29 protein-coding genes are annotated in these 25215 nt (G+C 38.6%); 19 read left to right on the forward strand and 10 right to left on the reverse strand.

Annotated elements, in window-relative coordinates:
- Positions 1–16: 16 nt before the first annotated feature.
- On the forward strand, positions 17–1201 hold the full coding sequence (locus HA632_RS11325) for a hypothetical protein (RefSeq protein ID WP_176307309.1): 1185 nt from the start codon (positions 17–19) through the stop codon (positions 1199–1201).
- 31 nt (positions 1202–1232) lie between these two features.
- Here HA632_RS11325 and ytxJ read toward each other — a convergent pair whose 3' ends face one another.
- On the reverse strand, positions 1233–1619 hold the full coding sequence (gene ytxJ / locus HA632_RS11330) for a bacillithiol system redox-active protein YtxJ (protein WP_176307310.1): 387 nt from the start codon (positions 1617–1619) through the stop codon (positions 1233–1235).
- Positions 1620–1830: 211 nt separating this feature from the next.
- Between ytxJ and clpB the strand changes: the two genes are divergently transcribed.
- The 8 genes from clpB (at position 1831) to HA632_RS11370 (ending at position 8452) form a co-directional block, all read left to right on the forward strand.
- Entirely contained in the window at positions 1831–4440 is a 2610-nt protein-coding gene (gene clpB / locus HA632_RS11335) for an ATP-dependent chaperone ClpB (RefSeq protein WP_176307311.1), read from the forward strand.
- Between the two features lie 221 nt (positions 4441–4661).
- Positions 4662–4802: a hypothetical protein gene (locus tag HA632_RS11340; RefSeq protein WP_176307312.1), complete on the forward strand. Its 141-nt coding sequence runs from the start codon at positions 4662–4664 to the stop codon at positions 4800–4802.
- 5 nt (positions 4803–4807) lie between these two features.
- Positions 4808–5356, forward strand: a complete 549-nt coding sequence (locus HA632_RS11345) for a ferritin-like domain-containing protein (protein ID WP_176307313.1) — start codon at positions 4808–4810, stop codon at positions 5354–5356.
- A gap of 196 nt (positions 5357–5552) precedes the next feature.
- Positions 5553–5843 carry a YtxH domain-containing protein gene (locus HA632_RS11350; RefSeq protein ID WP_176307314.1) on the forward strand — a complete coding sequence of 97 codons (291 nt, stop codon included), beginning with the start codon at positions 5553–5555 and terminating at the stop codon, positions 5841–5843.
- Positions 5844–5854: 11 nt separating this feature from the next.
- The gene (locus HA632_RS11355; protein ID WP_176307315.1) at positions 5855–6208 is read left to right on the forward strand and encodes a hypothetical protein; all 354 of its coding nucleotides are present in this window, start codon (positions 5855–5857) and stop codon (positions 6206–6208) included.
- Positions 6205–6588 carry a hypothetical protein gene (locus tag HA632_RS11360; RefSeq protein ID WP_176307316.1) on the forward strand — a complete coding sequence of 128 codons (384 nt, stop codon included), beginning with the start codon at positions 6205–6207 and terminating at the stop codon, positions 6586–6588. Before HA632_RS11355 ends, HA632_RS11360 begins: the two co-directional genes overlap by 4 nt.
- An 18-nt stretch (positions 6589–6606) precedes the next feature.
- Positions 6607–7521, forward strand: coding sequence for a YihY/virulence factor BrkB family protein (locus tag HA632_RS11365; RefSeq protein ID WP_176307317.1), 915 nt, complete (start codon positions 6607–6609; stop codon positions 7519–7521).
- 136 nt (positions 7522–7657) lie between these two features.
- Complete coding sequence (locus HA632_RS11370; RefSeq protein WP_176307318.1) at positions 7658–8452, forward strand: hypothetical protein; 795 nt, start codon at positions 7658–7660, stop codon at positions 8450–8452.
- A 20-nt stretch (positions 8453–8472) separates the two neighbouring features.
- Here HA632_RS11370 and HA632_RS11375 read toward each other — a convergent pair whose 3' ends face one another.
- Entirely contained in the window at positions 8473–8895 is a 423-nt protein-coding gene (locus tag HA632_RS11375; protein WP_176307319.1) for a hypothetical protein, read from the reverse strand.
- A 177-nt stretch (positions 8896–9072) separates the two neighbouring features.
- Between HA632_RS11375 and HA632_RS11380 the strand changes: the two genes are divergently transcribed.
- The 10 genes from HA632_RS11380 to HA632_RS11425 all read left to right on the forward strand — a co-directional run bounded on the left by HA632_RS11380 (position 9073) and on the right by HA632_RS11425 (position 17720).
- The gene (locus tag HA632_RS11380) at positions 9073–9798 is read left to right on the forward strand and encodes a hypothetical protein (RefSeq protein WP_176307320.1); all 726 of its coding nucleotides are present in this window, start codon (positions 9073–9075) and stop codon (positions 9796–9798) included.
- A gap of 154 nt (positions 9799–9952) precedes the next feature.
- Positions 9953–10369 carry a DUF5004 domain-containing protein gene (locus tag HA632_RS11385; protein ID WP_176307321.1) on the forward strand — a complete coding sequence of 139 codons (417 nt, stop codon included), beginning with the start codon at positions 9953–9955 and terminating at the stop codon, positions 10367–10369.
- 77 nt (positions 10370–10446) lie between these two features.
- Positions 10447–11292, forward strand: coding sequence for a L,D-transpeptidase (locus tag HA632_RS11390; protein WP_176307322.1), 846 nt, complete (start codon positions 10447–10449; stop codon positions 11290–11292).
- A 22-nt stretch (positions 11293–11314) separates the two neighbouring features.
- Positions 11315–11875, forward strand: a complete 561-nt coding sequence (locus HA632_RS11395; RefSeq protein ID WP_255166385.1) for a response regulator transcription factor — start codon at positions 11315–11317, stop codon at positions 11873–11875.
- Between the two features lie 80 nt (positions 11876–11955).
- Entirely contained in the window at positions 11956–12504 is a 549-nt protein-coding gene (locus tag HA632_RS11400) for a DUF4199 domain-containing protein (protein ID WP_176307323.1), read from the forward strand.
- Between the two features lie 79 nt (positions 12505–12583).
- A complete protein-coding gene (locus tag HA632_RS11405; protein WP_176307324.1) occupies positions 12584–12976 on the forward strand; it encodes a DUF1801 domain-containing protein in 393 nt (130 codons plus the stop codon).
- Between the two features lie 53 nt (positions 12977–13029).
- Positions 13030–14736, forward strand: a complete 1707-nt coding sequence (locus HA632_RS11410; RefSeq protein ID WP_176307325.1) for a WG repeat-containing protein — start codon at positions 13030–13032, stop codon at positions 14734–14736.
- 84 nt (positions 14737–14820) lie between these two features.
- Positions 14821–15387 (forward strand): NfeD family protein, encoded by a 567-nt coding sequence (locus HA632_RS11415; RefSeq protein ID WP_176307326.1) that lies wholly within the window; start codon positions 14821–14823, stop codon positions 15385–15387.
- Between the two features lie 11 nt (positions 15388–15398).
- Complete coding sequence (locus tag HA632_RS11420; protein ID WP_176307327.1) at positions 15399–16928, forward strand: flotillin family protein; 1530 nt, start codon at positions 15399–15401, stop codon at positions 16926–16928.
- Positions 16929–17045: 117 nt separating this feature from the next.
- Positions 17046–17720, forward strand: a complete 675-nt coding sequence (locus HA632_RS11425; RefSeq protein WP_176307328.1) for an SGNH/GDSL hydrolase family protein — start codon at positions 17046–17048, stop codon at positions 17718–17720.
- Here HA632_RS11425 and HA632_RS11430 read toward each other — a convergent pair.
- The 8 genes from HA632_RS11430 to acs form a co-directional block, all read right to left on the reverse strand.
- Positions 17715–18215 carry a 4'-phosphopantetheinyl transferase superfamily protein gene (locus HA632_RS11430; protein ID WP_176307329.1) on the reverse strand — a complete coding sequence of 167 codons (501 nt, stop codon included), beginning with the start codon at positions 18213–18215 and terminating at the stop codon, positions 17715–17717. The two genes, HA632_RS11425 and HA632_RS11430, sit on opposite strands and share 6 nt — an antisense overlap.
- Positions 18212–18466 (reverse strand): acyl carrier protein, encoded by a 255-nt coding sequence (locus HA632_RS11435; protein WP_176307330.1) that lies wholly within the window; start codon positions 18464–18466, stop codon positions 18212–18214. The genes HA632_RS11430 and HA632_RS11435 overlap by 4 nt, the downstream gene beginning before the upstream one ends.
- Entirely contained in the window at positions 18459–19736 is a 1278-nt protein-coding gene (locus HA632_RS11440) for a beta-ketoacyl synthase (protein ID WP_176307331.1), read from the reverse strand. Before HA632_RS11440 ends, HA632_RS11435 begins: the two co-directional genes overlap by 8 nt.
- Position 19737: 1 nt before the next feature.
- Positions 19738–20169 carry a 3-hydroxyacyl-ACP dehydratase FabZ family protein gene (locus HA632_RS11445; RefSeq protein WP_176307332.1) on the reverse strand — a complete coding sequence of 144 codons (432 nt, stop codon included), beginning with the start codon at positions 20167–20169 and terminating at the stop codon, positions 19738–19740.
- Positions 20170–20172: 3 nt separating this feature from the next.
- Positions 20173–21225 (reverse strand): type III polyketide synthase, encoded by a 1053-nt coding sequence (locus HA632_RS11450; RefSeq protein ID WP_176307333.1) that lies wholly within the window; start codon positions 21223–21225, stop codon positions 20173–20175.
- A gap of 48 nt (positions 21226–21273) precedes the next feature.
- On the reverse strand, positions 21274–21990 hold the full coding sequence (locus tag HA632_RS11455; RefSeq protein WP_176307334.1) for a methyltransferase domain-containing protein: 717 nt from the start codon (positions 21988–21990) through the stop codon (positions 21274–21276).
- Positions 21991–23121 carry an NAD(P)/FAD-dependent oxidoreductase gene (locus HA632_RS11460; RefSeq protein ID WP_176307335.1) on the reverse strand — a complete coding sequence of 377 codons (1131 nt, stop codon included), beginning with the start codon at positions 23119–23121 and terminating at the stop codon, positions 21991–21993.
- Positions 23122–23234: 113 nt separating this feature from the next.
- Positions 23235–25142 (reverse strand): acetate--CoA ligase, encoded by a 1908-nt coding sequence (acs, locus tag HA632_RS11465; protein WP_176307336.1) that lies wholly within the window; start codon positions 25140–25142, stop codon positions 23235–23237.
- Positions 25143–25215: the final 73 nt, after the last annotated feature.

The following is a 25215-nucleotide window of genomic DNA, read 5'->3' on the forward strand; positions in this document are numbered from 1 at the left end:
GTTCAAAATCCATACAATGAAAAAAATTACTTCTCTGGTAGCGCTGCTTCTTGTGGTTACCGCTTGTGGTGTTCGCCAAACCCGCGACATGTTAACTTCCGGCGATTATGACGGTGCCATTCAAAATGCGGTGGAAGGTTTGCGCGGAAACAAAAACGCCAAAGGCAAACAAGATTACGTTTATATGCTCGAAGAAGCTTTTGCCAAAGCCAAAGAGCGCGATTTGCGCAACATCGAAGTGTGGTTTAAAGATGCCAATCCGCAGAACTTGGAAAAGATTTATGAGACTTATGTGCAACTCAATGCACGCCAGGAACGCATTAGACCGATATTACCGGTACGTTTGCTGAAAGAAGGTCGAGAAGCCATTTTCCCTTTTGACGATTACTCCGATCAGATTGTGAGCAGTAAAAATGCTTTGGCCAAATATTTATACGACAATTCCAAAGCGCTTTTGGCCAACAAAGACAAAATGGTCGTACGCCGCGCGTATAATGACTTAGTGTATTTGCAAAATTTGAGTCCGGGATTCAAAGACACCGACAAACTCATTGAAGAAGCGCGTACCAAAGGCACAGATTACGTGAGTGTTTATACCAAAAACGAAACCAATATGGTTATTCCGGTGCGTTTGGAGAATGATTTGTTAGACTTTAGCACATTGGGACTAAACGACAAATGGACCGTTTACCACAGCAATCGTATCAAAGGCATTACTTACGATTATGGCTTAGTGGTCAACTTCCGAGACATTAAGATTTCACCGGAGCAAATCAAAGAGAAAGAAATTCAAAAAGAAAGACTGATTAAAGTGGGACTCAAAAATCTATTAGACGCCAATGGTCAAGTGGTAAAAGACAGTTTGGGCAATCCTATTAAAGTCGACGACATGCGAACCGTACGCGCTACTATTTATGAGTTTTCCCAATTCAAAGCCTGCCAGGTAACAGCCAAAGTGGATTATATTGACTTTAACAACAACCAATTATTACAAACGTTCCCATTGGCGAGTGAATTTATTTTTAATTATATGTATGCCAAATACCGTGGCGACAAACGCGCTTGCGAACAAGAGTACTATCAATACTTTGACCGCAGAGCCGTACCGTTTCCGAGTAACGAGCAAATGGTTTATGATACCGGGAATGATTTGAAAAACAAACTGAAAGAAATCATTACGCGAAATAAGTTTAGAAGATAAAAAAAGTGTCCCAAAAATCGGGACGCTTTTTTTAGATATATCTTTTCAAAGCATCAGCGTAAATATCGCTGTGTGAAGCATTATAAGTAGCCCTTCCGTTCTTGATAAGAATCAACTGAGGCGATTGGTGCTCTATATCAAATCGCTTGGCTACTTCATTAGAAATATCACGATTTTCGAGCAGATCAAGAAAATAAGGCGTCACCAAATCCTCCAATTCATACTCATTCTCAAACTGCTTCAACGTCATTCGGCTAATACCGCAGCGTGTGCTGTGCTTAAAAATAATCACCGGTTTGGCTGATGATTCGTTAACAATTTCATTCAGCTGGCCTATATCCGTCAGTGCTCTCCAATTGACTTTACTGTTAGCACGCTCTGGCTCAGTTGAACCGAAAATATTTTTAAATAAGTTCATTTTTGTCTTGATTTAGGACATTTTGACTTGAAATTAGTATGAATTCACAACTAAACCCGTCATTTTGTCTCGTTATAGGTTTTGGAACACATATTGTCGACCTGTTTTCAAAGCTAATTAATTTATGCTGAATAAATATTCGTTTTAACTTTTAAACAACATACAAAGTACGAAGTACGAAAAGAAAAATACAATACAACACAAAACAAACATGAACATCAACAACTTAACAATCAAATCCCAAGAAGCTATTCAACAGGCGCAACTTATCGCCCAAAGCTTCGGTCACCAACAAATCGAAAACGAGCACCTTGTCAAAGGTATCTTGGAAGTCGATGAAAATGTGACGCCTTTTATATTAAAGAAACTCAACGTCAATGTTGATTTATTTAAAAAGATACTCGACAGTACGCTACAAAGCTTCCCTAAAGTTTCCGGCGGCGATATTATGCTGTCTCGTGAAGCCAATACAGCTTTGAATGAAGCCAATATTATTGCCAAAAAAAGGAACGACGAATACGTTTCTATTGAACATTTATTACTGGCTATTTTTAAGTCGAAAAGCAAAGTCGCCCAAATCTTAAAAGACCAAGGTGTGACCGAAAAAGGATTGGAAGCAGCGATAGCCGAAATCAGAAAAGGAGAAAGAGTAACTTCTGCTTCTGCTGAAGAAACGTATAATGCGCTAAACAAATATGCTAAAAACCTCAACGAACTGGCCCGAAACGGTAAGCTTGATCCGGTGATTGGTCGCGATGAAGAAATTCGAAGAGTATTGCAAATCTTGACGCGTCGTACTAAAAACAACCCAATGCTTGTGGGTGAACCCGGCGTAGGTAAAACAGCCATAGCCGAAGGATTAGCGCACCGAATTGTAGACGGCGACGTACCCGAAAATTTAAAAGACAAAATCGTTTACTCCTTAGATATGGGTGCGCTGATAGCCGGTGCCAAATACAAAGGTGAATTCGAGGAGCGTCTAAAATCCGTAGTAAAAGAAGTAACTTCTGCTGAAGGCGATATCGTACTGTTTATTGACGAAATCCATACTTTGGTTGGTGCCGGAGGTGGCGAAGGTGCAATGGATGCAGCTAATATTTTAAAACCCGCGTTGGCTCGTGGAGAATTGAGAGCTATCGGAGCAACTACTTTGGATGAGTACCAAAAATACTTTGAGAAAGACAAAGCTTTAGAACGTCGCTTCCAAAAGGTAATGGTTGATGAACCGGATACCGAGAGCGCTATTTCCATCCTACGTGGTATCAAGGAGAAATATGAAACCCATCACAAAGTGCGCATCAAAGACGATGCGATTATTGCGGCGGTGGAATTATCGCAACGTTATATTACCAATCGTTTCCTGCCCGACAAAGCCATTGACTTGATGGACGAAGCGGCTTCGAAATTGCGCATGGAAATCAATTCCAAACCCGAAGAACTCGACGTATTGGATAGAAAGATTATGCAGTTGGAAATCGAGATTGAAGCCATAAAACGCGAGAATGACGAAACTAAATTAAAAGGCTTAGGCTTAGACTTAGCCAACTTAAAAGAAGAACGCAATGAAATCTTTACCCGCTGGAAATCGGAGAAAGATGTAGTCGATAACATCCAAGCAGTAAAACAAGAGATTGAAGACTTCAAACTGGAGGCCGAACGAGCCGAACGCGATGGTGATTATGGTAAAGTCGCCGAAATCCGTTATGGAAAAATCAAAGACGCTCAGGAACGTTTAGATGCATTGCAAACCCAATTGGCCGAAAACCAAGCCGGTACTTCCTTAATCAAAGAAGAAGTGACCCGTGAAGACATCGCTGAAGTGGTAGCTAAGTGGACCGGAGTTCCCGTAACCAAAATGCTCCAAGGCGAAAGAGAAAAACTACTGCGTTTGGAAGATGAATTGCACCATCGTGTTGTAGGTCAGGAAGAAGCCATTGAAGCCATTAGCGATGCGGTGCGTCGAAGCCGTGCCGGATTACAAGACATGAAGAAACCTATTGGTACTTTCCTATTCCTTGGAACGACCGGTGTTGGTAAAACCGAATTGGCTAAAGCTTTAGCCGAATATTTATTCGACGATGAAAACGCCATGACGCGTATTGACATGAGTGAATACCAAGAACGCCATAGTGTGAGTCGATTAGTCGGTGCGCCTCCGGGATACGTAGGTTATGACGAAGGTGGACAATTGACCGAAGCCGTGCGCAGAAAACCATATTCAGTTATCTTGTTAGATGAAATTGAAAAAGCACATCCGGATACGTTTAACATCTTATTGCAAGTGTTAGATGAAGGTCGATTAACAGATAACAAAGGACGTTTGGCCGACTTTAAAAATACCATTATCATCATGACTTCCAACATGGGAAGCCATATCATACAAGAAAAATTTGAGAATCTAAAAGGAGGTATTGAAGCAGCTACCGAAGCGGCTAAAACAGAAGTTTTGGGTTTACTGAAACAAACGGTTCGACCGGAGTTTATCAACCGTATTGATGAGATTGTAATGTTTACACCATTAACGGAGGCTAATATCAAACAGATTGTGGGCTTACAGTTGCAAAGTGTGACCAAAATGCTGGCGCAACAAAACATTACGATGGATGCCACACCGGAAGCGATTGCTTATTTGGCTGAAAAAGGTTATGACCCACAATTTGGAGCAAGACCGGTGAAGCGAGTAATACAACGCGAAGTCTTGAACCAATTGTCTAAAGAAATCCTAGCCGGCAAAATCACTACGGATAGTATTATACTGCTGGATAGTTTTGACGGAAAGTTGGTATTTAGGAATCAAGTCGTTGAATCGCTGAGCAACTGAGTGGCAGAGTTTGAATTTTAAAGCTTGAAAGATATAGAGGTTAGTTTGATTGAAAACCCCAATGGTTGTAAAAACTGTTGGGGTTTTTCATAGCAATTTATCTCCTTTTCGGGTCAACATGTGAATTTCAAAATTTAAAAAAAAAATTTTACAAGCCTTTCATTTCTAATATGTTCAATTTTACACTACAACAAATAAGTTGTAAATAAATTTTAAGTAAAATGGAAAAAAATCAAAAAAACACTAGCCATCCAAAAAGCGATGACAAGTCAAATGAGAGATCAAACAAGAATGTAAACGAAACAACAACAGCCAAAGAGACTGGTGAGAATTCAAAAAAAACAGTAAAGGCTAAAAAATAATCCATATGAAAGACAGTGCAATAACTACAAGGCAAAAGCAATCTCACCCACCGATGAAGTCTTCACAACTGATGAAATTGTTTGTTGATGAATTGAAGGATATTTATTGGGCAGAAAAAGCTTTGACTAAAGCCATTCCTATAATGATTCAAAACGCGTCCTCTTTTGAATTGATTGAGGCGTTAACCGACCATCTCGAAGAAACCCACAACCAAGTGGAGCGTTTGAGACAAGTTTTTGAACTTATCGGAAAAAAGCCGGAAGCCAAAACTTGTAAAGCCATGCAAGGCTTAATAGAGGAAGCAACCGACATCATGAAATCCTGTGAAGAAGGACCAATGAGAGATGCCGGAATTATTTCGGCCGCACAAAAAGTGGAACATTACGAAATGGCCACCTATGGAACATTGCGTCAGTTTGGAGAAACCCTGAGTTTGACCCGAGTGGTTGTCTTGTTGGCCGCCACACTTCAGGAAGAAAAAGCAGCTGACGAAAAACTGTCCAGCGTAGCCATTGGTGCCGTTAATGTTGAAGCCGCTTCTGAAGAAGTATAAAAACATCGACGCCAAATTCAAACCGCTAGTAGGCAGCTTTAAGTAAAAACTTAAACATGTGAATCTTACAAGTTTAAACAAAATTCATATAAAGCATTTTACAGATAACAGGCTTAAATTTACAGAACAGTAGCATTACTGAATAAAGCTTTGGTAAAGCTTTACAATGAATAATAACAATTAAATAAAAACAATTATGAGTACAGGAAAAGTAGTATTAGGAACATTGGCAGGTCTTGCCGTTGGTGCAGTTTTGGGAATCTTGTTTGCTCCCGAAAAAGGTTCAGTTACGCGCAAGCAAATTATGGACAAAGGAAATGATTATGCTGATGATGTAAAATCAAAATACAAAGAGTTTGCAGATTCTATATCAGAAAAGTTTCAAAGCGCCAAAAATGAGGCACAAGGACTGGCCGAAAATGGAAAAGCCAAATTTGAAGATTTAAAAAAAGATGCCGGTAATGCGATATCTAGTTATAAATCATAAATAGGCCTATTATGACTGACAATGCAACACCCATAGAAACACTTTTTGAGCGCGCTCAAGATTACAGTAAATCTACCATCAAACTGCTTAAGCTCAATGCTATAGACAAGTCGGCAGATGTTGTATCTTCCTTGTTAGCTCGTCTTGCTGTTGTCATGACCGTTGTATTGTCGGTTATAATTATTAATATAGGCATATCTATTTGGTTGGGTAAGTTACTTGGCGAAATATTTTATGGCTTTTTTATCATCGGTGGATTCTATGCGCTTTTAGCATTGATGCTCCACATTTACCGATACCAATGGATTAAACATCCTATCAGCAATTCGATTGTTAAAAAAATGATGAAAGAAAAAATGTTGTGAAAACCAATAACGAAACCGAAGAATTAAACCAACTGATTCTTGTTGCCCAAGAACAAAACGAAAGCGACCTGAGAGAACTCAAAGCGCAATTTCAACTGACGTATGATAGTTTGAAACCCTCTAACATTATCAAAAACGTCTTCCAAAGTGTTATTAACACTCCCGATATCAAAGACAATTTGGTAAGCGCTGCTATTGGTCTGACTTCCGGAATCGTGGGCAAAAAACTCATTGTAGGAAGTTCTAACAGTCCGGCTAGAAAAGTACTTGGAACAGTACTTCAATTTGCGGTAACCAACTGGGTTTCCAAATATAGCATAGGCTTTTCAACTATTGCCGGCAATCTGTTTAAAAGTTTCTTCGACAAACAAAAGCAGTAAAACCAACCTCAAAAAGGAATGACTACCCGATTCAATAATTTCTTTACCATACTAAAAATCACTTTTCAAAAATGGTGGGAAAGAGATCCTTTTAAAGAAAGTGCTGTCATCGCTTATTATGCCATCTTTGCCTTGCCGGGATTACTGGTTGTAATCATAACGCTGGCTGGTTATTTTTTTGGACAAGAAGCTGTAAACGGGCAAATAACCGGACAGTTTACTGCCGTTATGGGTTCCGATACGGCTCTTCAAATTCAAGACATCATTACTAAAGCGACCCAATCCAGAAACACCGTTTGGAATACTGTCATTGGTATTACTACCATTTTAGTGGGCGCTACCGGAGTCTTTGTAGAGTTCCAGAAATCTCTAAATAAAATTTGGAACGTTCAAGCCGATGTCTCCAAATCGGGCATAGAAAGTTTTCTTAAAACAAGGCTATTCTCCTTTGGCGTTATTATAGCTATGGCTTTTATCCTTATCATCTCTTTGGTCATCTCAGCGGCACTTGCGGCACTGAGCAATTTGATTACCCATTACTTCTCTACCCTATTTTTAGTGGTACTTCAATTCATTAATTTTATGGTTTCGCTTGGTGTATTGGCTTTACTGTTCGCCGTAATGTTTAAATTCTTTCCCGATGCCAAAATAAAATGGAGACATGTTTGGGTAGGTTCGCTTGTAACCGCACTATTGTTTGAAATAGGCAAATTTGGTTTAGGCCTTTACTTTGGTCAAGCCAATCCCGGTTCGGGTTATGGTGCTGCCGGTTCTATCATCTTGATCCTTCTTTGGGCATCCTATTCATCTATGATTGTTTTTTTTGGGGCCGAATTTACCCACATCTATGCCGAAAAAACAGACGGCAAAATCCCGCCCGACGAACATGCGGTTAAGGTGGTGGAGGTAAAAACGAAAGTGGTTAAGGAATAGTGCAATTAAGCAATAATAACTATTCGCAATCGCTAAGCCTATGTTAAACTAATGGCTATTGGCTAATTACTATTACTTGTAACAATTTCCTCCTTTTCCCTACTAATCCCCAAAATCATCAATCAAAATCAATCACATGAAAAACTACATTTCGCTCTCAGCGCTATGCCTAATCGTCATGAGCTGTACTCCATTCAAACCGGCTATTAGCAATGCCGACATCAATACCCTAACCGAATATAAAGTCAAAGGCCGGCAAGGTATTTTAATCAATCAGAAACTAAGTTTTGGCGAGTATACTACTTCTAAAGTAAAACGCTCTTGGACCAAAGGCGGCAATACCCGTGTACCTGTATCGGTTTCGCCGGTTGTCGATTTTCTTTACCCCGAGATTCTTACGGTAGAAAACAAAGACCGTTACCAAACTTTTGGTTTCCAAATGAAAGACGGCCTGCAAAACAGTACCGATGTATATGCAGCTACCGACTTTGCTTCTGAACAACTTTTGGTAGGTAACAATCCGAATAGTATCGTTAATATCATTAAAGACATTACCGGCAAAGGAATTGACCAGTCTTATATGTTTTACGCACAAGTATTTGTAAACCAAGACAACAAACCTTGGGAATTGGTGCTTGACAATACAGCATCGCAAAAGGATGCCAAGCAATATGTGGGCTACTTTGGTTATGACCAAACCCGATACTACAGTCTAAAACCCATTACCGAATTACAAACCAGTAAAGGTCCAAAACCCATTTGGATGGGTTCAGTAGGCTACGAAATATGCAATCCGGCCAACCAAGCCGTAGCTGCTGTTTCCTTAATGGATAACGGACTCGTTTACCTCGCTGCTACCAACCCGGAAGAACGTTTTTTATTAGCCAACTTATGCGCAACCATACTTTTACAACAAGATATCGCTGAATAGATAAATCGGTGCAAAACGAATTATTGTGTAAACGCTTTACACCTTTCCCCTTGTATAAACATTTTCAAACTATTGAAATGAATGGTAAACGGAACAGTCTTCCAATAGCGCTCTTCTTCGTTTTCGGGGTTGGTGTATAAGTACCAAAGTATGTAGGCTGCATTGTCAAAACCTTTTTTAAACAAAGGTTCACCGACTTCATTGCACTCTATGCCCCAGGTGACTGCTTTTTTTGGTTGTTCGTGCAATTGGTACAAGCCGGTCCCGTTACCGTTTAATTCTACTGTAGGTTCAGCTCCATTAAAAAAATAAGTACCGGTAATGGGATAACCAATATCGGTGGTAAGATAATGAATGCCGTCTTTGGCTTCGATTTTAGTTTGAGCAAAACTGTTGGACGCAAACACCAACCAAACAACTAGGAGTGCATTTTTTGACTTCATATGTTATCAATTTACTTTGAAATAAAAATAAAAACTATTCAAAGTTGTTCATCGTTGCTTTCCAATTAGTTATGAACAGTTTAGGGAAACAAATGTTTATTTCTTCAAAAAAGTAGATTTTGAAATAGGGTATTTAGTCTTGGGCTTGTTTTACACCAAACTCTAAATTTATATGGTATGAAAAAATTAAAAAATTTATTAGGAATTATGACTTTGTTAATTGTACTGGCTTCGTGTTCAAATGACAGCGGCAGTGCAGAAAACACAGTGAATATTATAGCCCGAGCAACCTACTCGCCATCAGCCAACAGATCTGCTTTGAACGGAGATGTAGTTTTGACCAGTTTTAAAATTAATTTAAGAGAGATTGAATTTGAGTTCGCGGAGAACAGCAATGACGATGATGATAACTCCAATGGTGATTCTGACGATGACGGATTTTATGATAGCGATGATGAGTTTGAATTATACGGTCCGTTTGAACTAGACCTTTTAAACCAAAATGCCCCTGTAACTACAGTGACTATTCCGAATGGTACTTATGAAGAAGTAGAATTCAAATTGCACAAAAGCACCAACAGTGCTTCTGCCATGTATAACAAATCAATTGAAATTACCGGAACAATTAATGGCACTCCATTTATTTTTTGGCACGACATAGACGAAGACTTCGAAATTGACTACGAAGATGCCAATCAAAATTTGATAGTGAGCAACAATTCCTATGATTTAGTTTTCAATTTCGATTTAAACCAAGTATTGAGCCAAGTTGACTTAAGTAGTGCTGTTGACGGTGATGGTGATGGAGTTATTGAAATTGGCCCAAATGATGCCGACGGCAACCAAGCTTTGGCGAACCTTATAGAAAACAGCATAGAAGATTCATGCGACTTAGACGATTAATGTTTTTTTGAGATTAAAGTTAAGTATGGTCCCAACGTATTGAAATGCGTTGGGGCTTTTTTTTTGTGAAAGAACTCAAAATTCTAAAGGAAAACTTCACCCCTAAAACTTTCCAACATTTTATTATATTAGCTATCACTAAAAACCATACTGTATGAAAACCCCATTCCTACTATTAGCCTTTTTATTGGCGATGACAACCACACAAAGTCAAACCATCGACGAAACCTTAATTACCGGCCAATGGAAAGTAAAAAAAGCCATAGCCCTCAAAGATGCCGACAAGCCCGAAACCAAAGAACTGGTTGCCGGTTTTCAAAAAGCTACTTATCATTTCAATGCCGACCACAGCTTTGCCTTTGAAACCAAAAGCAATTCCAAAATGATGCAGCAACTTGAAAAACTGTTCCAAAAAAACCAATGGATATTCGATAAAAAGAAAAAGCAAATCAAAGTCGGGCTCAAAAAAGAAGGCTATTCCAATATCACTTTTATAATAAGTGTTAAGGATAAGAAAATCATCTTTCTCATTGATGATGCCCAAATTGAAATGGTTATGAAAAAGCAATAAGCCCGTCTGATAATATCATAACTATTCACCAAAATTATATAACACTTTATTTCCATTCTTAACCGAATTTTACTACTATGAAAAAGTTTCTCATAGTCGTAATGTTCTGTTTTTCGTTTTGGGCGTGCCAACAGGAAAAAACTATCGCGGTCAAAAAAGTGATCCCCGAAAGACGCCAACCCAAAACCATAACATACCAATGGCAAAACGCCAAAGATTGGTTGGCCAAAACCTCGGACAGCAGTGCGATTGATATCGCTTTAGCGGTGAACCGTATCGACAAAGCTAACTTCGTCAAAATGGATTCGGTAGTGATTCCAACCGATTTAACCGGACATATTGCTTACTATTTTCCGTTTCCTTTTGAAGTAAAAGCCTTAGAAGAAGTCAACAAAATCATTTTCTTTTCCTATCCGACACAAACTTTTGCCACCTACGAAAACGGTCAATTAGTTCATACCGGTCCGACCAATATGGGGAGAAAAAAAGACCAAACACCCACAGGCCTTTTCTTTACCAATTGGAAAGCTGAAGAAACCACCAGCACTTTCAACGATGAGTGGGATTTGAAATGGAATTTTAATATCGCCAACAAATTAGGTGTTGGTTGGCACCAATATGAATTGCCCGGTTATCCGGCTTCGCACTCTTGTCTGCGCCTTTTGGAAAAAGATGCCAAGTATCTTTATGATTGGGCGGACCAATGGGTTTTACTCGATGATGAAACGGTTTCGGTTAAAGGAACACCGGTAGTAATTTTTGGGGCTTATGATTTTGAAGCTAAAAAGCCCTGGCTACAATTGGTGAACAATCCCAAAGCGTTAAACATCGCCGAAGATGAAATCACCAAACAAGTAAAGCCATTTTTAAAAAACATTTTGGCACAACAACAAAAAAGAGTTCAATACCAAGGGAAAAAATAAGTCAAAATCAAATACCACAATGATGAAAAAGGCATTCCGAAATGGAATGTCTTTTTTATTTTTAAAATTATTTTTCCCTATTTTTGAATTACCAATACCAACCATTTTGCTCAAACTAAAACCATACAAAGAAATCATCAGTTATGCCGTTGTGATGGTAATCCTACTAATAGTCCTACGCTGGTTGGAATTTCGCTTTTTGATTTCGGAAAACCAATACGAAATCTACATCGGTATCATCTCCGTCTTCTTTTTACTTTTCGGAATTTGGCTCTCTAATAAAGTTACCAAACCCAAAATTAAAACCATAGTCATCGAAAAGGAAATACCCGTACCAACCACAAACTTCATTTTAAACGAAACTGAGTTACAGCAAAGAAACATCAGCAAACGCGAACTCGAGGTTTTGACTTTAATGGCTCAAGGCATGAGCAATCAGGAAATAGCCGAACGACTGTTTGTTTCCCTCAACACCATCAAAACCCACAGTGCCAAACTTTTCGAAAAACTAGAAGTTAAGCGCAGAACTCAGGCCATAGCAACCGCCAAAAAACTAAACCTCTTGCCTCCTACTTTAGGATGATTTTGCAAAATTCACCCAAAAGGATGAGCGAAATAACCACACAAACAACAACCTTTGTAACCTAATCAAAACTTATATTTATGAAAAACACAATTATCAAATACGGACTAATAGGCGGTCTTATCGTAACCGCATTTATGGGAATCGGAGCAGCAGTCTTTATGTACAATCCGGAGTATGATTTGGGCATGGTTTTCGGTTTTGCCGGAATGTTAGTTGCTTATACTTTTGTTTTTTTGGGAGTCAAAAATTTTAGAGACAAGCAAAACGGTGGGTTCATTACTTTCGGAAAGGCTTTTAAAGTCGGTATGCTCATGTCGCTGATAACCGCAACCATTTATGTAGCCACTTGGGTAGTAGAACACCGCTATTTATTCCCTGATTTTATGGAAAAATACACAGAAACTTCATTGCAGAAATTGGAAAAGGAAGGATTATCAGCTGCAGAATTTAAAGTGCAAAAAGACCGAATTTTATATTTCCAAGGGCTTTATAAAAATACGCTCTGGATAATCTTATTTACCTACATGGAAATCATGGTTCCTATAGGTCTACTCGTTCCGGTGATCAGTGCGGCCATTTTAAAAAGAAAACCATTGGCCGAAGAAACACCTCCGCAATCGGAGTAATAATGCTTTAGTTAAAGTAAAATAATCCTCATCGCTGTATGAGGATTTTTTATATATTTATATTTCAAAAAATCAAAAAATGAACCTAGACATTCAAAAGTACAATAACGCTCAAGAGTCCGAATACCAGGTTATCTGCAATAAACTGGCAGCAATAATACTCAAAAATATGCCCGAAGCGGAACATAAAGTTTGGCATGCTCATCCGGTTTGGTTTTTAGACGGTAATCCGATTGTAGGTTATGACAAATTAAAAAATGGTTTGCGCTTGATGTTTTGGAGTGGTGTAACTTTTGAGGAACCCCATTTAAAACCCGGAAGCGGTAAATTCAAAGACGCCTCCATTATGTATACTTCTTTGAATCAAATAAACACTGAAGATGTAGAGCGCTGGCTTCAAAAAGCAAAGGACATTCAATGGGATTATAAAAATATAGTGAAACGAAAAGGCGTTTTAGAACGTTTGAAATAAAACGATTGGTATACCAATTGTCTCCACTATATTTAAAAAAATATTACCAAGCTATGAAATTGAAATATACCTTCTTCTGTATTCTTTGTGTTACTACGCTTTTGGCACAGAAAAAACTAAACTATAACCACAAAGGTGAATTGTCTAAGCAAGAGTATCAACAACTATTAGATGCCAAAAAGTACCAAGTGCTTTCTGCTTTTGATACGGTTTCAACTAAGCCCTTGTTGGTCTACGCAATTTTCCTTAAAAACAATAAATTCGGTATTATCGATGATACTGCTAAAGAGATAACTCCTGCCATATATGAAGGTATTGAAGGGATGAATATTAGTTATACTACAGTAATGTTCGGATTTCATGAAAATTTCCCGGTCAAAATTGGCAAAAAATACGGTTTGATTTCCAATAAAGGAAAATCGATATTGCCGGTAGAATACGACTATATTTATTGTGAACAAAAAAGAAGTATAAAAAGAAAACACAAAAAAGAGGTTGTCATCGATTCTGTAGTTGTAGCCGATAAAGGAAATGAAAAATATCTTTTTTCACCCCAAGGAAAATTGATAAAAAAAATTGTGCAAGAACCAAATAAAAGCCAAGAAACGGTTGAAGAATATCGAGAATATAATTATCCAAGTCGAACGCTTACAGAAAAAAACACAACTCCAAAAGAAATTACCTCACACGGCAATATTATCAAAAAATTAGACAATGGCTATGTCATAGTTGAAGCCAAGGTCGAAAACAAATATTATTATCAAGGTCTGGTTGAATTGGCCGGCAACAAGTTGGTTTTACCGATTGTCCACAGTTCATTAATTGTTAGTCAAAAAGACAGACTAATTGCTGTAAAAGACAAAAAATACAATCTTTATAATACAAAAGGCGAACTGATTTTAAAAGAAACTTATGAAGGTATTGAAAGCTTTAATAAAATTTACAGAATTAAAAAAGAAGGTAAAACGGCTATTTTTGACTTAGACTTGAATCAGAAAACCGATTTTATTTACGATTCCTTCAGCTCTTCGGGACCTGATTTTATGGTAGCCCGAAAAGGAGAAACCGTGGGTGTAATTGATACATACGGAAACGAAACTATCCCATTTATTTATGATGAAATTGAAGCCTATTTTAACCGTTATGGCTCTGGTATGGCTTTTTTTAAAGTGACTAAAAACAAAAATAAAGGTATTATATCTACCAAAGGGGAACTGCTGACCGAAATTATCTATGACGAAATCATCCCTGAGTGCACTATTGAAGAACCTAGTTTTCATTCTGAACCTACTATGCCGATAGACCATGATTATGACAAAAAAAACAACCAATTTTTCATCATAAAAAAAGACAACTTATTTGGCTTGTTAGACAATAGTTTCAGGCCTTTAATCCCTATTGAACATGATATATTGAGAAAAAGTTTTCATAAAGATTTTGTAATTACAGGAAAGAAAGCAGCAAATCGTAATAGTACAACCTTAAGTCTTTTAAAAATCAAAAACAATACTGCTATTCTTCCTTATGAATATGACTATTTTAAATATTTAGGCGGTACTTATTTCATGATTTACCAAAAATCACTGATGGGTGTTTGCGACTTTGAAGGAAAGCTAATTATTCCTATGGGCAATTGCAGAGATTTGTCTGATCGCTATTATTACAACTATATTTATCAAGGGTTAAATAAAATTGATGGCCGAAAAAGCTATTTTATAATAGATTATCAAGGCACTATGATTGATCTTTCAAATAAATAACCGGGAGATATTTATGTATAAAACAGAATTTGTAACCTTTTAATAATTTGTGCGTATAATCAGCATAATCTCAAAAAAAAATCCATGAACTTTTTAGAAAACTACGACCCATTGCTTAGAGCATTTTGGTACATCGCACTTCCGGTTAGTTTGTTTTTTATATTACAAACCGTAATGACCTTTATGGGTGTTGGCGGAGACGATATAGAAACCGAATTAGAAACCGAAGGTCATGACAGCACTGACGCACCATTCGAATTATTTACCCTTAGAAACCTGATAAATTTCCTTTTAGGATTTAGCTGGTCGGGGATTTCTTTTTACAATTCAATTGCGAACAAAACTATTTTAATCATAGTGGCTTTTTTAGTAGGTGTGGCCTTCGTAGCCTTGTTCTTTTTTACCATCAAACAAATGATGCGTTTAAATGAAAACAACTCCTTCACTTTAGACAAAACCATTAACCAAACGGGAACAGTTTATTTATCGATTCCTGAAAAAAAATCGGGTAAAGGCAAAATCCAAATCAGTATTAACGGTTCGTTTCACGAGCTCGATGCCATAACTGAAAATGACCGAATTGAAACCGGAGCTATGGTAAAAGTTATCAAAGCAGAAAACAACGCAGTCCTTATTGTAGAAAAAATCTAATCCTTTTATATATGTCACAGATTATTATCATTGTTGTCTTAGTCGTAGTGCTTTTTGTAACCATTACGACCTTAATTTCTCGTTACAAACGTTGTCCTTCCGACAAAATATTAGTCATCTACGGAAAAACCGGCGGTACTTCTGCCCGATGTGTTCACGGTGGTGGTGCTTTCATTTGGCCGGTAATTCAGGACTATGCCTTCTTGGATTTAAAACCTATTTCTATTGAAGCCAATTTGACTAATGCGTTATCCAGACAGAACATTCGCGTTGACGTTCCTTGCCGATTTACGATTGCCATTTCAACTGAAACGGATAGTATGAATACCGCTGCTGAGCGTTTGTTAGGATTAGCGCCGGAACAAATTCAGGAATTAGCCAAAGACATCCTTTTTGGGCAATTGCGTTTGGTAATTGCTACAATGACCATTGAAGAAATCAACTCTGACCGTGATAAATTCTTAGACAATATTTCTAAAAACGTCGATTCTGAATTGAAAAAAATCGGTTTGAAATTGATTAACGTAAACGTTACCGACATCAAAGACGAATCAGGTTATATCGAAGCATTAGGAAAAGAAGCCGCGGCTAAAGCGATTAACGAAGCTAAAATTTCCGTTGCTGAGCAAGAAAAAATCGGGGAAACCGGTAAAGCGATGGCCGATCGTGAAAAAGACGTTCAAATTGCCGAAACGCACAGAGATCGTGACGTTAAAATTGCGATTACCAATAAAGATCGTGAAGTAAGTATTGCGTCGGCGTTTAAAGATGAAAGTATCGGTAAGGCTGAAGCCGAAAGAGATACGCGTGTAGCTACTTCTGAAGCGAATGCTATTGCGATTCAAGGGGAAAACGAAGCCAAAATCGCCATTGCGCAATCGGAAGCAGCGCGACGTGAAAAAGAAGCCGAAGCTTTGCGTATCGCCTTAGCTTCTGAAAAAGTGCAACAAGCCAAAGCGTTAGAAGAATCTTATTTGGCAGAACAAAAAGCAGAAGATGCGCGTGCCGACAGAGAGCGTGCGACACAAAATGCCAATATTGTAATTCCGGCCGAAATAGCCAAGCAAAAAGCCATCATTGACGCGCAAGCGGAAGCCGAAAGAATTCGTGAGCAAGCCAAAGGTGAAGCCGACGCGATTTTTGCCAAAATGGAAGCCGAAGCTAAAGGTTTATACGAAATCTTAACCAAACAAGCCGAAGGTTACAAAGAAGTGGTTGAAGCTGCCGGTGGCGATCCTACGAAAGCTTTCCAATTATTGTTAATTGAAAAATTACCGGAATTGGTTAAAACCCAAGTAGAAGCCGTTAAGAATATTAAAATTGACAAAATTACCGTTTGGGATTCAGGAAATAATGGTGAGAACGGAAACGGTTCTACGGCTAATTTTGTTTCGGGCATGATGAAAACCGTTCCGCCACTAAATGACTTATTCAACATGGCAGGATTAAATCTCCCAACCTATTTAAAAGGGGAAGATAGGGCTGAAGAAGTAAAATCAGAAGTTGTTGAGGAAAAACCAAACGACACTGAAAAAAAATAAAAATAATAAATCTTTACTTCATTCATTTTTTTAAATACCCTATGAATAGAGGTTTTTAATTAAATGAATGAAGTTTTTTATGAATATAGAATTGTAAAACTGTAAACCTACTAATTAATGAAATCTCTTCTGAAGGTTCTCTTTTCAATAACCTTGCTTATCGATACTCAAAATGTAATAAGCCAAAACGATTCTGATAACGATTGGGCCAATTTAAAAAAATACGAAATGGAAAATAAAACGGTGAAACCCAACGGTAAATCTATCGTATTCATGGGTGACTCCATAACCGAATTTTGGAAAACAACCAGTCCAAGTTTCTTTGCCTCTAATCCTTTTATTGATCGTGGTATCAGCGGACAGACTACCTCACAAATGGTATTGCGCTTTGAGCAAGATGTCATCAATTTAAAACCGAACACCGTAGTCATCCTAGCCGGAATCAACGACATAGCCGAAAACACCGGACCCATGACCCTAGAAGCCATTTTCAACAATATAAAATCGATGACAAAATCGGCCAAAGCCAATAAGATAAAAGTGGTGTTATGCTCAGTTCTGCCTGCCAATCATTTTTATTGGAACACTAAAATCATGCCTGCAGACAAGGTCATTGCCTTAAACAAAATGATTAAAGACTACGCTCAAAAAAACAAAATCACGTATGTCGATTATTACTCAGCTATGGTTGACTCCAAAAAAGGTTTGCTACACAAATATGGAGAAGACGGTGTACATCCTAATTTAGAAGGCTATAAAACAATGGAAAGTATACTGCTCAAGGCTTTATAAAACGCTAAACTGCTTTTCTGCTGATTCCAAATAAGCAATTCGAGCAAATCTACCGTGGTGCGTGATGGATGCAGGATGTAATTTGCCTTCAACCAAATCAAACCAATCGGGAATGCCGTTTTTCTTTTGAACTGCATCTCTACTTTCCAAATGCTGAATGAGTTCAAATCTATCTCTCGAGGTAACTGCAATGGTATAAACAAAATCAGGCGTGATTTGCGTTTGCGTAAAATAATGGTTTGTGCCATAAACAACTTCATCTCCTTCACAAACAAAGCGCTTCGGGTTAAAAAAACGCTCTCCGGTTTGGCGGTTGTAAATTTTATAAGCCGCTTCTTTTCTACTCCATAAATTCCAAACCATTTGTTCGGGATACTCTGAAGTGGTGATAAGTCTTTGCTCGTTTTCAGTAAAAAGTTTGTCTAAAAAACCCTTGCGTTGCCAATTGCTTTCTTTTTGGGCTTTCGCCAAATCTACTATGTCGTTCCCAATCATTTCTCGGCCAATTTAGTTTCAATGATTTCAATCGTCGCTTTGATACTGATCATTTTCTCCATCGCCAAATTGTCAATACTAATTTCAAAAGCATCTTCGACATCCAAAACAATATCAACCAAATTCGCAGAATTGATTTGCAAATCGGTTATGAAATCGGTGTCTTCCGTCAAATTGTCAAACGCTTCCTGGTTGTTTACAAACGGCTTTACAATATTTTTTAATCTTTCGATAATTTCTTCTCTAGTCATAGTGGTATTTTTTAAAGAGTACACAGGCGTTAACATCGCCAAAACCAAAACTCGCTTTGGCTACTATATTTAATTCTTTTTTAATGAGTTGTTGCGGAATACACTTTTCGCCAATTATCGCCGTAATTTCAGGATGCAAATCTTCACAATTGATATTAGGAAAAATAAAATCATGGTGCAATTGCAACACCGAAGCTACGCTTTCCACACTGCCGGAAGCCGACAAACAATGACCTACCATCGATTTCAACGAATTGATGTAGGGAAAATTATCACCTCTTAACTGCAAAGCTTCACTCCAATTCTCAATCTCCAAACCGTCTTTGGCGGTGGCTGTCAAATGTCCGTTAATTGTATCAATATCCGATGCTTTTACGGCTGAATTTTTCAACGCTTCTGTAATACATCGCTTTACGGCTGTCGCATTGGGTGCAGTCATGGTTCCGCCACCGCGTTGTCCGCCCGAATTAATATTACCACCCAAAACTTCCGCATAAATCTTGGCACCGCGAGCTAAAGCCGAATCTAAATCTTCTAAAACCAAAGCACCGGCGCCACTTCCGGGAACAAATCCTGAAGCGGTTGCCGACATAGGTCTCGAGCCTTTTTCGGGCGTATCGTTGTGTTTAAAAGTACAAACTTTCATCGCATCAAATCCGCCCCAAATGTAAGGTCCGGAATCACTGGTACTTCCTGCCAAAATGCGTTTGGCTTGTCCCAACTTGATTCGTTCATACCCCATCAAAATGCTTTCGGTTCCGGTCGTACAAGCGGAAGAGTTGGTTGTGACTTGATTACCCAAACCCAATTTTCCACCGAGATAAGCACTAACGCCACTGTTCATCGTTTGGGCTACGGCAGTGCTGCCTAATCTTCGGGTTTGGAGTTCGTCAATTTTATAAATGCTTTCGCGAAATTTATCAATCCCCGAAGTTCCGGTGCCGAAAATCGTTCCGCTGTCCCAGTCGGGTTCTTCGCTAATTCCCATAGACAAACCGGCGTCTTTCCAAGCATCTATTCCGGCAATGACACCGTATAAAATTCCGGATGAATTGAAATTTCGAAGTTCCAACTCGGTGAAATATTGCAATGACAATTCTGTCGAGATTTCAGGTTTGCCGGCTATTTGACAAGAGAATTGCAAGCGTTTCAATTCAGCGTCATGCTTAATCCCCGAAATGCCGTTTTGAATCGCATGAGTAAATGCAGGAAGTCCGACTCCGTTTGGAGCGACTATTCCCAGACCGGTGATAACGACTCTTTTGTTCATTTTATGTTTTGATTATGCCGGCAATGGTACCTTGGCAAACTGTTGCTCCGGCTTCATTTACCATCTTTACTTGACATTTTAATTTACCGAAACGGAAATACACTTTCTCTGAAACTACAGTTACTTTCTCCTTTGGATAAACGGGTTTTAAAAATTCTATTTCGCTTGAGGTTAAAGCAATTATGCTGCTTTTAGTGAATTGATTATTCAGTAAAAAAACCCCCAAACAAACGACGCCGATTTGCGCCATGACTTCGGTTAAAATCACGCCAGGCGTTACCGGATTATCTTTGAAATGACCTTTGTAAAAATCTAAGTTTTCGTCAAAAGTATAACTGCCTTCTACTCCATTTTCATCTATGTGAATGATTTTATCCACAAACAAAAATGGTTGAGAATATGGCAAACTCGATATGATTTCTGCTATTGTCATATTTTAAAATGCTAATAAAATGCGTTGCGCCGAAAATCCCGGACCGAAACTCAGCATCAATCCTTTTTCTCCTTTTGATGGTTTATTGTCCATAATGCGTTCTAAAACGTACAATACCGTCGCGCTCGACATGTTACCGTATAATCGCAACACTTCTTTCGTATCGTCTATATTTTTGCCCAAATTGCCAAATAAATCTTCAACCGTTTGTACTATCTTTTTGCCACCGGGATGAAAAATTAAATGGTCAACTTCTTCCATTTTTAAATTATTTTTCTCCAAAAAAGGATGAATAATATCCGGAAAATGAGCCGATATCGTTTCAGGTACTTCAATGTCTAAAACCATTTGCAAACCCATATTGGTGAGTTTGAAACCCATCATGTGAATGTTGTCATAGAAATGATACATCGATTCATCCAGGATTTCCGGACCTTCATCTGAATCGTGTGACGACAATAAAACACAAGCGGCGCCGTCACCAAAAATAGCCGCACTAACAACATTCGCCATCGAATAATCATTCAGTTGAAAAGTCGCAGTTGGACTTTCGACAGCAATCACAGCAGCTCGTTTTCCGGGATTGGCTTTGAGGAAGTTTTTGGCATAAATCATTCCGGAGATTCCTGCGGCGCAACCCATTTCGGTAACCGGCAAACGCATGATGTCTTGGCGTAATTTTACTTTGTTAATCAAATAAGCATCTAGTGACGGAATCATGATTCCGGTACAACTGACTGTGATGATATAGTCTAAATCAGTTGGCTTCCAGTTGGCTTTCGCTAAAGCTTTGACCAAAACCTTTTCGCCCAAATCAATCATTTCGCGTACGTAAATATCGTTCCGTGATTCAAAAGAAGTATTGGTAAAAACCTCAATCGGATCCATGATAGAATAGCGTTTGTCGACCATCGCGCCTTCGAAAATCTTTTTCACTTTTCGAATAAATCGTTCGTCCTGACCGAAAAGCCATGCGTCGAGATACGGCAGAATTTCGGCTGTAGTTCTAGAGAATTGAGGCAATTCTTTGGCCACCGTTTTGATTTTTACACTCATGGGTTTGATTTCAATGTCAATATCAATGTCAATGACAATAGTAAATACTTAATTTGTTTTATTAATAATCCATTGGTAGCGAAATGCCCATTTCCATTGGATGGTATATTTTTTTAATTGTAATGCTTTGGAATAGTTTTCTAATTCGGCTTTTTTAAATCCGCGTAAAATGGACACCAAACCGTCTTCTCGTGACATCTCATTTAATCGAAAAACAAAACACAACGCCTGAAATAATCGATATGCCATGGCGCTTCGATGTAAATCATTAATGACGATTCCGATACTTGCATTTTCATAAAACACTTTTACCAAACTAAGAATTTCTTCGTCTTTAAAATGGTGTAAAGTCAAGGTGCACAGGACAATGTCATACTGCAACGCCTTGAATTTGTTTTCAAAAATATCTTGACATTGGTAACTGATGTTTTCCTGTGCTTTCGACAAGGTTTTCGCATGACTAACCGTAAACGCATTGGCATCAATTCCGATTAATTTGAAACGATAATTGTTTTGTTTTCCATAGTCGGCTAACGACCGTAGCATATCGCCATTGCCACAACCGATATCGACTATGGTTATTTCTCGGTCTTTTGGAATGCCTTTCAGCAATTGTTGAACGCCTTGTAAAGTCAATTGGTTACCACCTAAAAGCCGATTGATTTTGGCGATTTTATCCAACGCATCGCGCAACGTTTCGCCTTCTAAAGCAAAGTCGTCCATGATTTCGGATTCATTGGTTCGGTATTTAGTATCAATCATCATTTAGGCTGAAATTTTTATCGGTTTACCATGTGTTTTTTTGATAATCATGGGCAACAAAAATGGCGCTATCATAACTATACGAAAAGCCATATTCGATAGTTTAGGCCGCAACAAAATATTGGACAAAAGCCTACCTATTCTCAATCGTCTTTTGAAATTTTTGTTCCAATGTTGGGCATAAATTTGTTCCAAAGCTGTTCTGCTTTTTATTTTTTCTTTTAAAAAGTCATCGATTACTTCGGCGGCTATTTTGGCACTGTGAATCGCCATCGCCATGCCGTTGCCACATAACGGATGGATTAATCCTGCGGTGTCGCCTATCATCAAAATGTGGCTTTCAACCGGACGCTTTTGCTCAAAAGAAATTTGGCTGATGGTCAACGGTTTTTCGAAAAGTAGTTTGGTTGACTGAAAAATGTTTTTTAAATGCGGATTTTGCTCGAGAACTTCTTTTTGGTATAAATCACTATCCCTATGTTTTTTGAAGGTTTCATAGCTCGCCAAGTAACAAATATTGATTCGGTTGTCTTCCACTTTAGAAACGCCGCAATAACCGCCTTTGAAATTGTGCAAACCGACAACCTCATTGGGAAAATCGCCATTATAATGTGCTTTCACAGCCAACCAAGGTGATTTTTTTTGGATAAAATTCCGGTTCAATTGAATGTCGATATTGGAGCGTTTGCCAAAAGCACCGAGGACAATTTTGGATTTAATAATTGTTTCTGTAGCAGTGGTGATAGTGAAAACATCATCGGTAAAATGGATTTTTTCTATACTTTCGTGAACGATTTCGCAGCCATCAGCAATTGCTTTTTGGTACAAATAATAATCTAAAGCATAGCGACTTACGCCAAATCCACCCAAAGGCAAATTGGTGTTAATCGTTTTTCCGGAAACGGTTGAGAATTGTAATTGGTTGATGTGTGTTGGTTTCAACTCTTCTATAGAAATGTTTAACCATTGCCAATAAGGCAACACTTCATTGGAGAGGTATTCGCCGCAGACTTTGTGTTTGGGATAACTGTTTTTTTCTATCAGCGCGACAGGAATGTTCAGCTTTCTAAGGTGAATTGCGGCTGTTAAGCCTGCTAAACCACCACCAATAATGACTACTTTACTCTGATTCATAACAAAGTAAATTTAGCGAAATGATTGCAACTACTGTTATATAATTCTGTTAAAGTGATTTGAAGCGAAAGTGTATAAAAAACGCCAACTCGAATTGAATTGGCGTCTTCTTTTTAAAGTTTTCCTTCTTTAATCTCTTCGACTATTTCCGGATTTAAGAGTGTTGATATATCTCCGAAATTAGAGTAATCGCCTTCTGCTATTTTTCTTAAAATACGGCGCATGATTTTACCCGAACGCGTTTTAGGCAAGCCCGAAACGAATTGAATTTTATCCAGTTTAGCAATCGGTCCGATTTGGTCAGAGATTAATTGGTTGATTTCTTTGGCCAAATTTTCTTGGTTACGGCTTTCGCCTACTTCTTTCAAGATTACAAAACCATACAAGGCGTTTCCTTTGATGTCATGTGGGAAACCAACAATGGCACTTTCTGCCACAGCCGGATGCTCATTGATAGCATCTTCAATCGGAGCGGTTCCTAAATTGTGTCCCGAAACGATAATTACATCATCGACTCTACCTGTAATTCGGTAATACCCAACTTCATCGCGCAAAGCACCGTCGCCGGTAAAATATTTCCCCGGAAATGCGGTGAAATAAGTTTCTTTATAACGCTGGTGATCACCCCAAATCGTTCTCGCAATGGATGGCCATGGAAATTTGATGCACAAACTTCCGGTCACTTGGTTGCCTTCAATTTCGTTGCGAAGTTCGTCCATCAACACCGGTTGGATTCCCGGTAATGGTAGCGAAGCATACGTTGGTTTGGTTGGTGTTACGAAAGGAATTGGTGAAATCATGATACCTCCGGTTTCGGTTTGCCACCAAGTATCTACCAATGGGCATCGCTTTCCGCCTACATGGTCGTTGTACCAGTGCCAAGCTTCTTCGTTAATGGGTTCGCCTACGGAACCGATTACTTTTAAGGAACTCAAAGGGTATTTTTGTACATAATCCAAACTCTCTTTGGCTAAGGCTCGGATGGCAGTTGGTGCCGTGTAGAATTGGGTTACTTTGTGTTTTTCAATCACTTCCCAAAAACGACTAAAGTTTGGATACGACGGAACACCTTCAAAAATCACCGTAGTGGCACCGTTTAATAATGGTCCGTACAAAATATAAGAATGTCCGGTAATCCAACCGATATCGGCGGTACACCAATACACATCGTTTTCTTCGTAGTTAAAAATATTTTTAAAAGTATAAGCAGTGTAAACCATGTAACCGGCGGTAGTATGCACCATTCCTTTTGGTTTTCCGGTTGAGCCCGAAGTATAAAGGATAAACAGCGGATCTTCAGCATCCATAATTTCTGCTACGTTGTTTGGAATCGCTTCGTCTAATAACGGTTGTAACCAAATATCTCGACCTTCTTTCATCGCCACTTCGGTATTGGTTCTTTTTACCACCAAAACTTTTTCTACCGTTGGGCATTTTTCCAGTGCTTCATCAACAATTCCTTTTAAGTCGATGGATTTGTTACCGCGGTAACTACCATCAGAAGTGATGACCATTTTACATTCGCAGTCATTAATTCGAGCTGCAACGGCCGAAGCCGAGAATCCCGCAAAAACCACGGAGTGTATGGCTCCGATTCGGGCGCATGCCAAAACCGCAACGGCCAATTCCGGAATCATGGGTAAATAAATGCAAACCCGGTCACCTTTTTGTACACCTTGGTCGCGAAGCACGTTAGCCAATTTAGACACACGAGCATACAGTTCGTTATACGAAATGTGTTGTGCTTCTTCATCAGGATTATTGGGTTCGAAAATGATAGCGGTTTTATCACCTCTTCGGGCTAAGTGTCGGTCGATACAGTTTTTGGTAATGTTGACTTTAGCATCTACAAACCATTTGAACTTGGCTTGCTGGAAATCAAATTCGAACACCTTATCCCATTTTTGGTACCAAGTAAAATTCTCATCGGCTATACGATCCCAAAATTTGCGAGGTTCACGAATCGATTTTTTATACATTTTGAAGTAGTGCTCCAAATTCAGTATTTTGTAATAACTCATTGTAAATCTTCTTTTATTATCGTTTTGTTATGTAAATATAAATATTCTATTGGTGTGGCGTTAAAATTTCTTG

The sequence above is a fragment of the Flavobacterium sp. J49 genome (assembly GCF_011742145.1).
In the GTDB taxonomy this organism is placed as follows: domain Bacteria; phylum Bacteroidota; class Bacteroidia; order Flavobacteriales; family Flavobacteriaceae; genus Flavobacterium.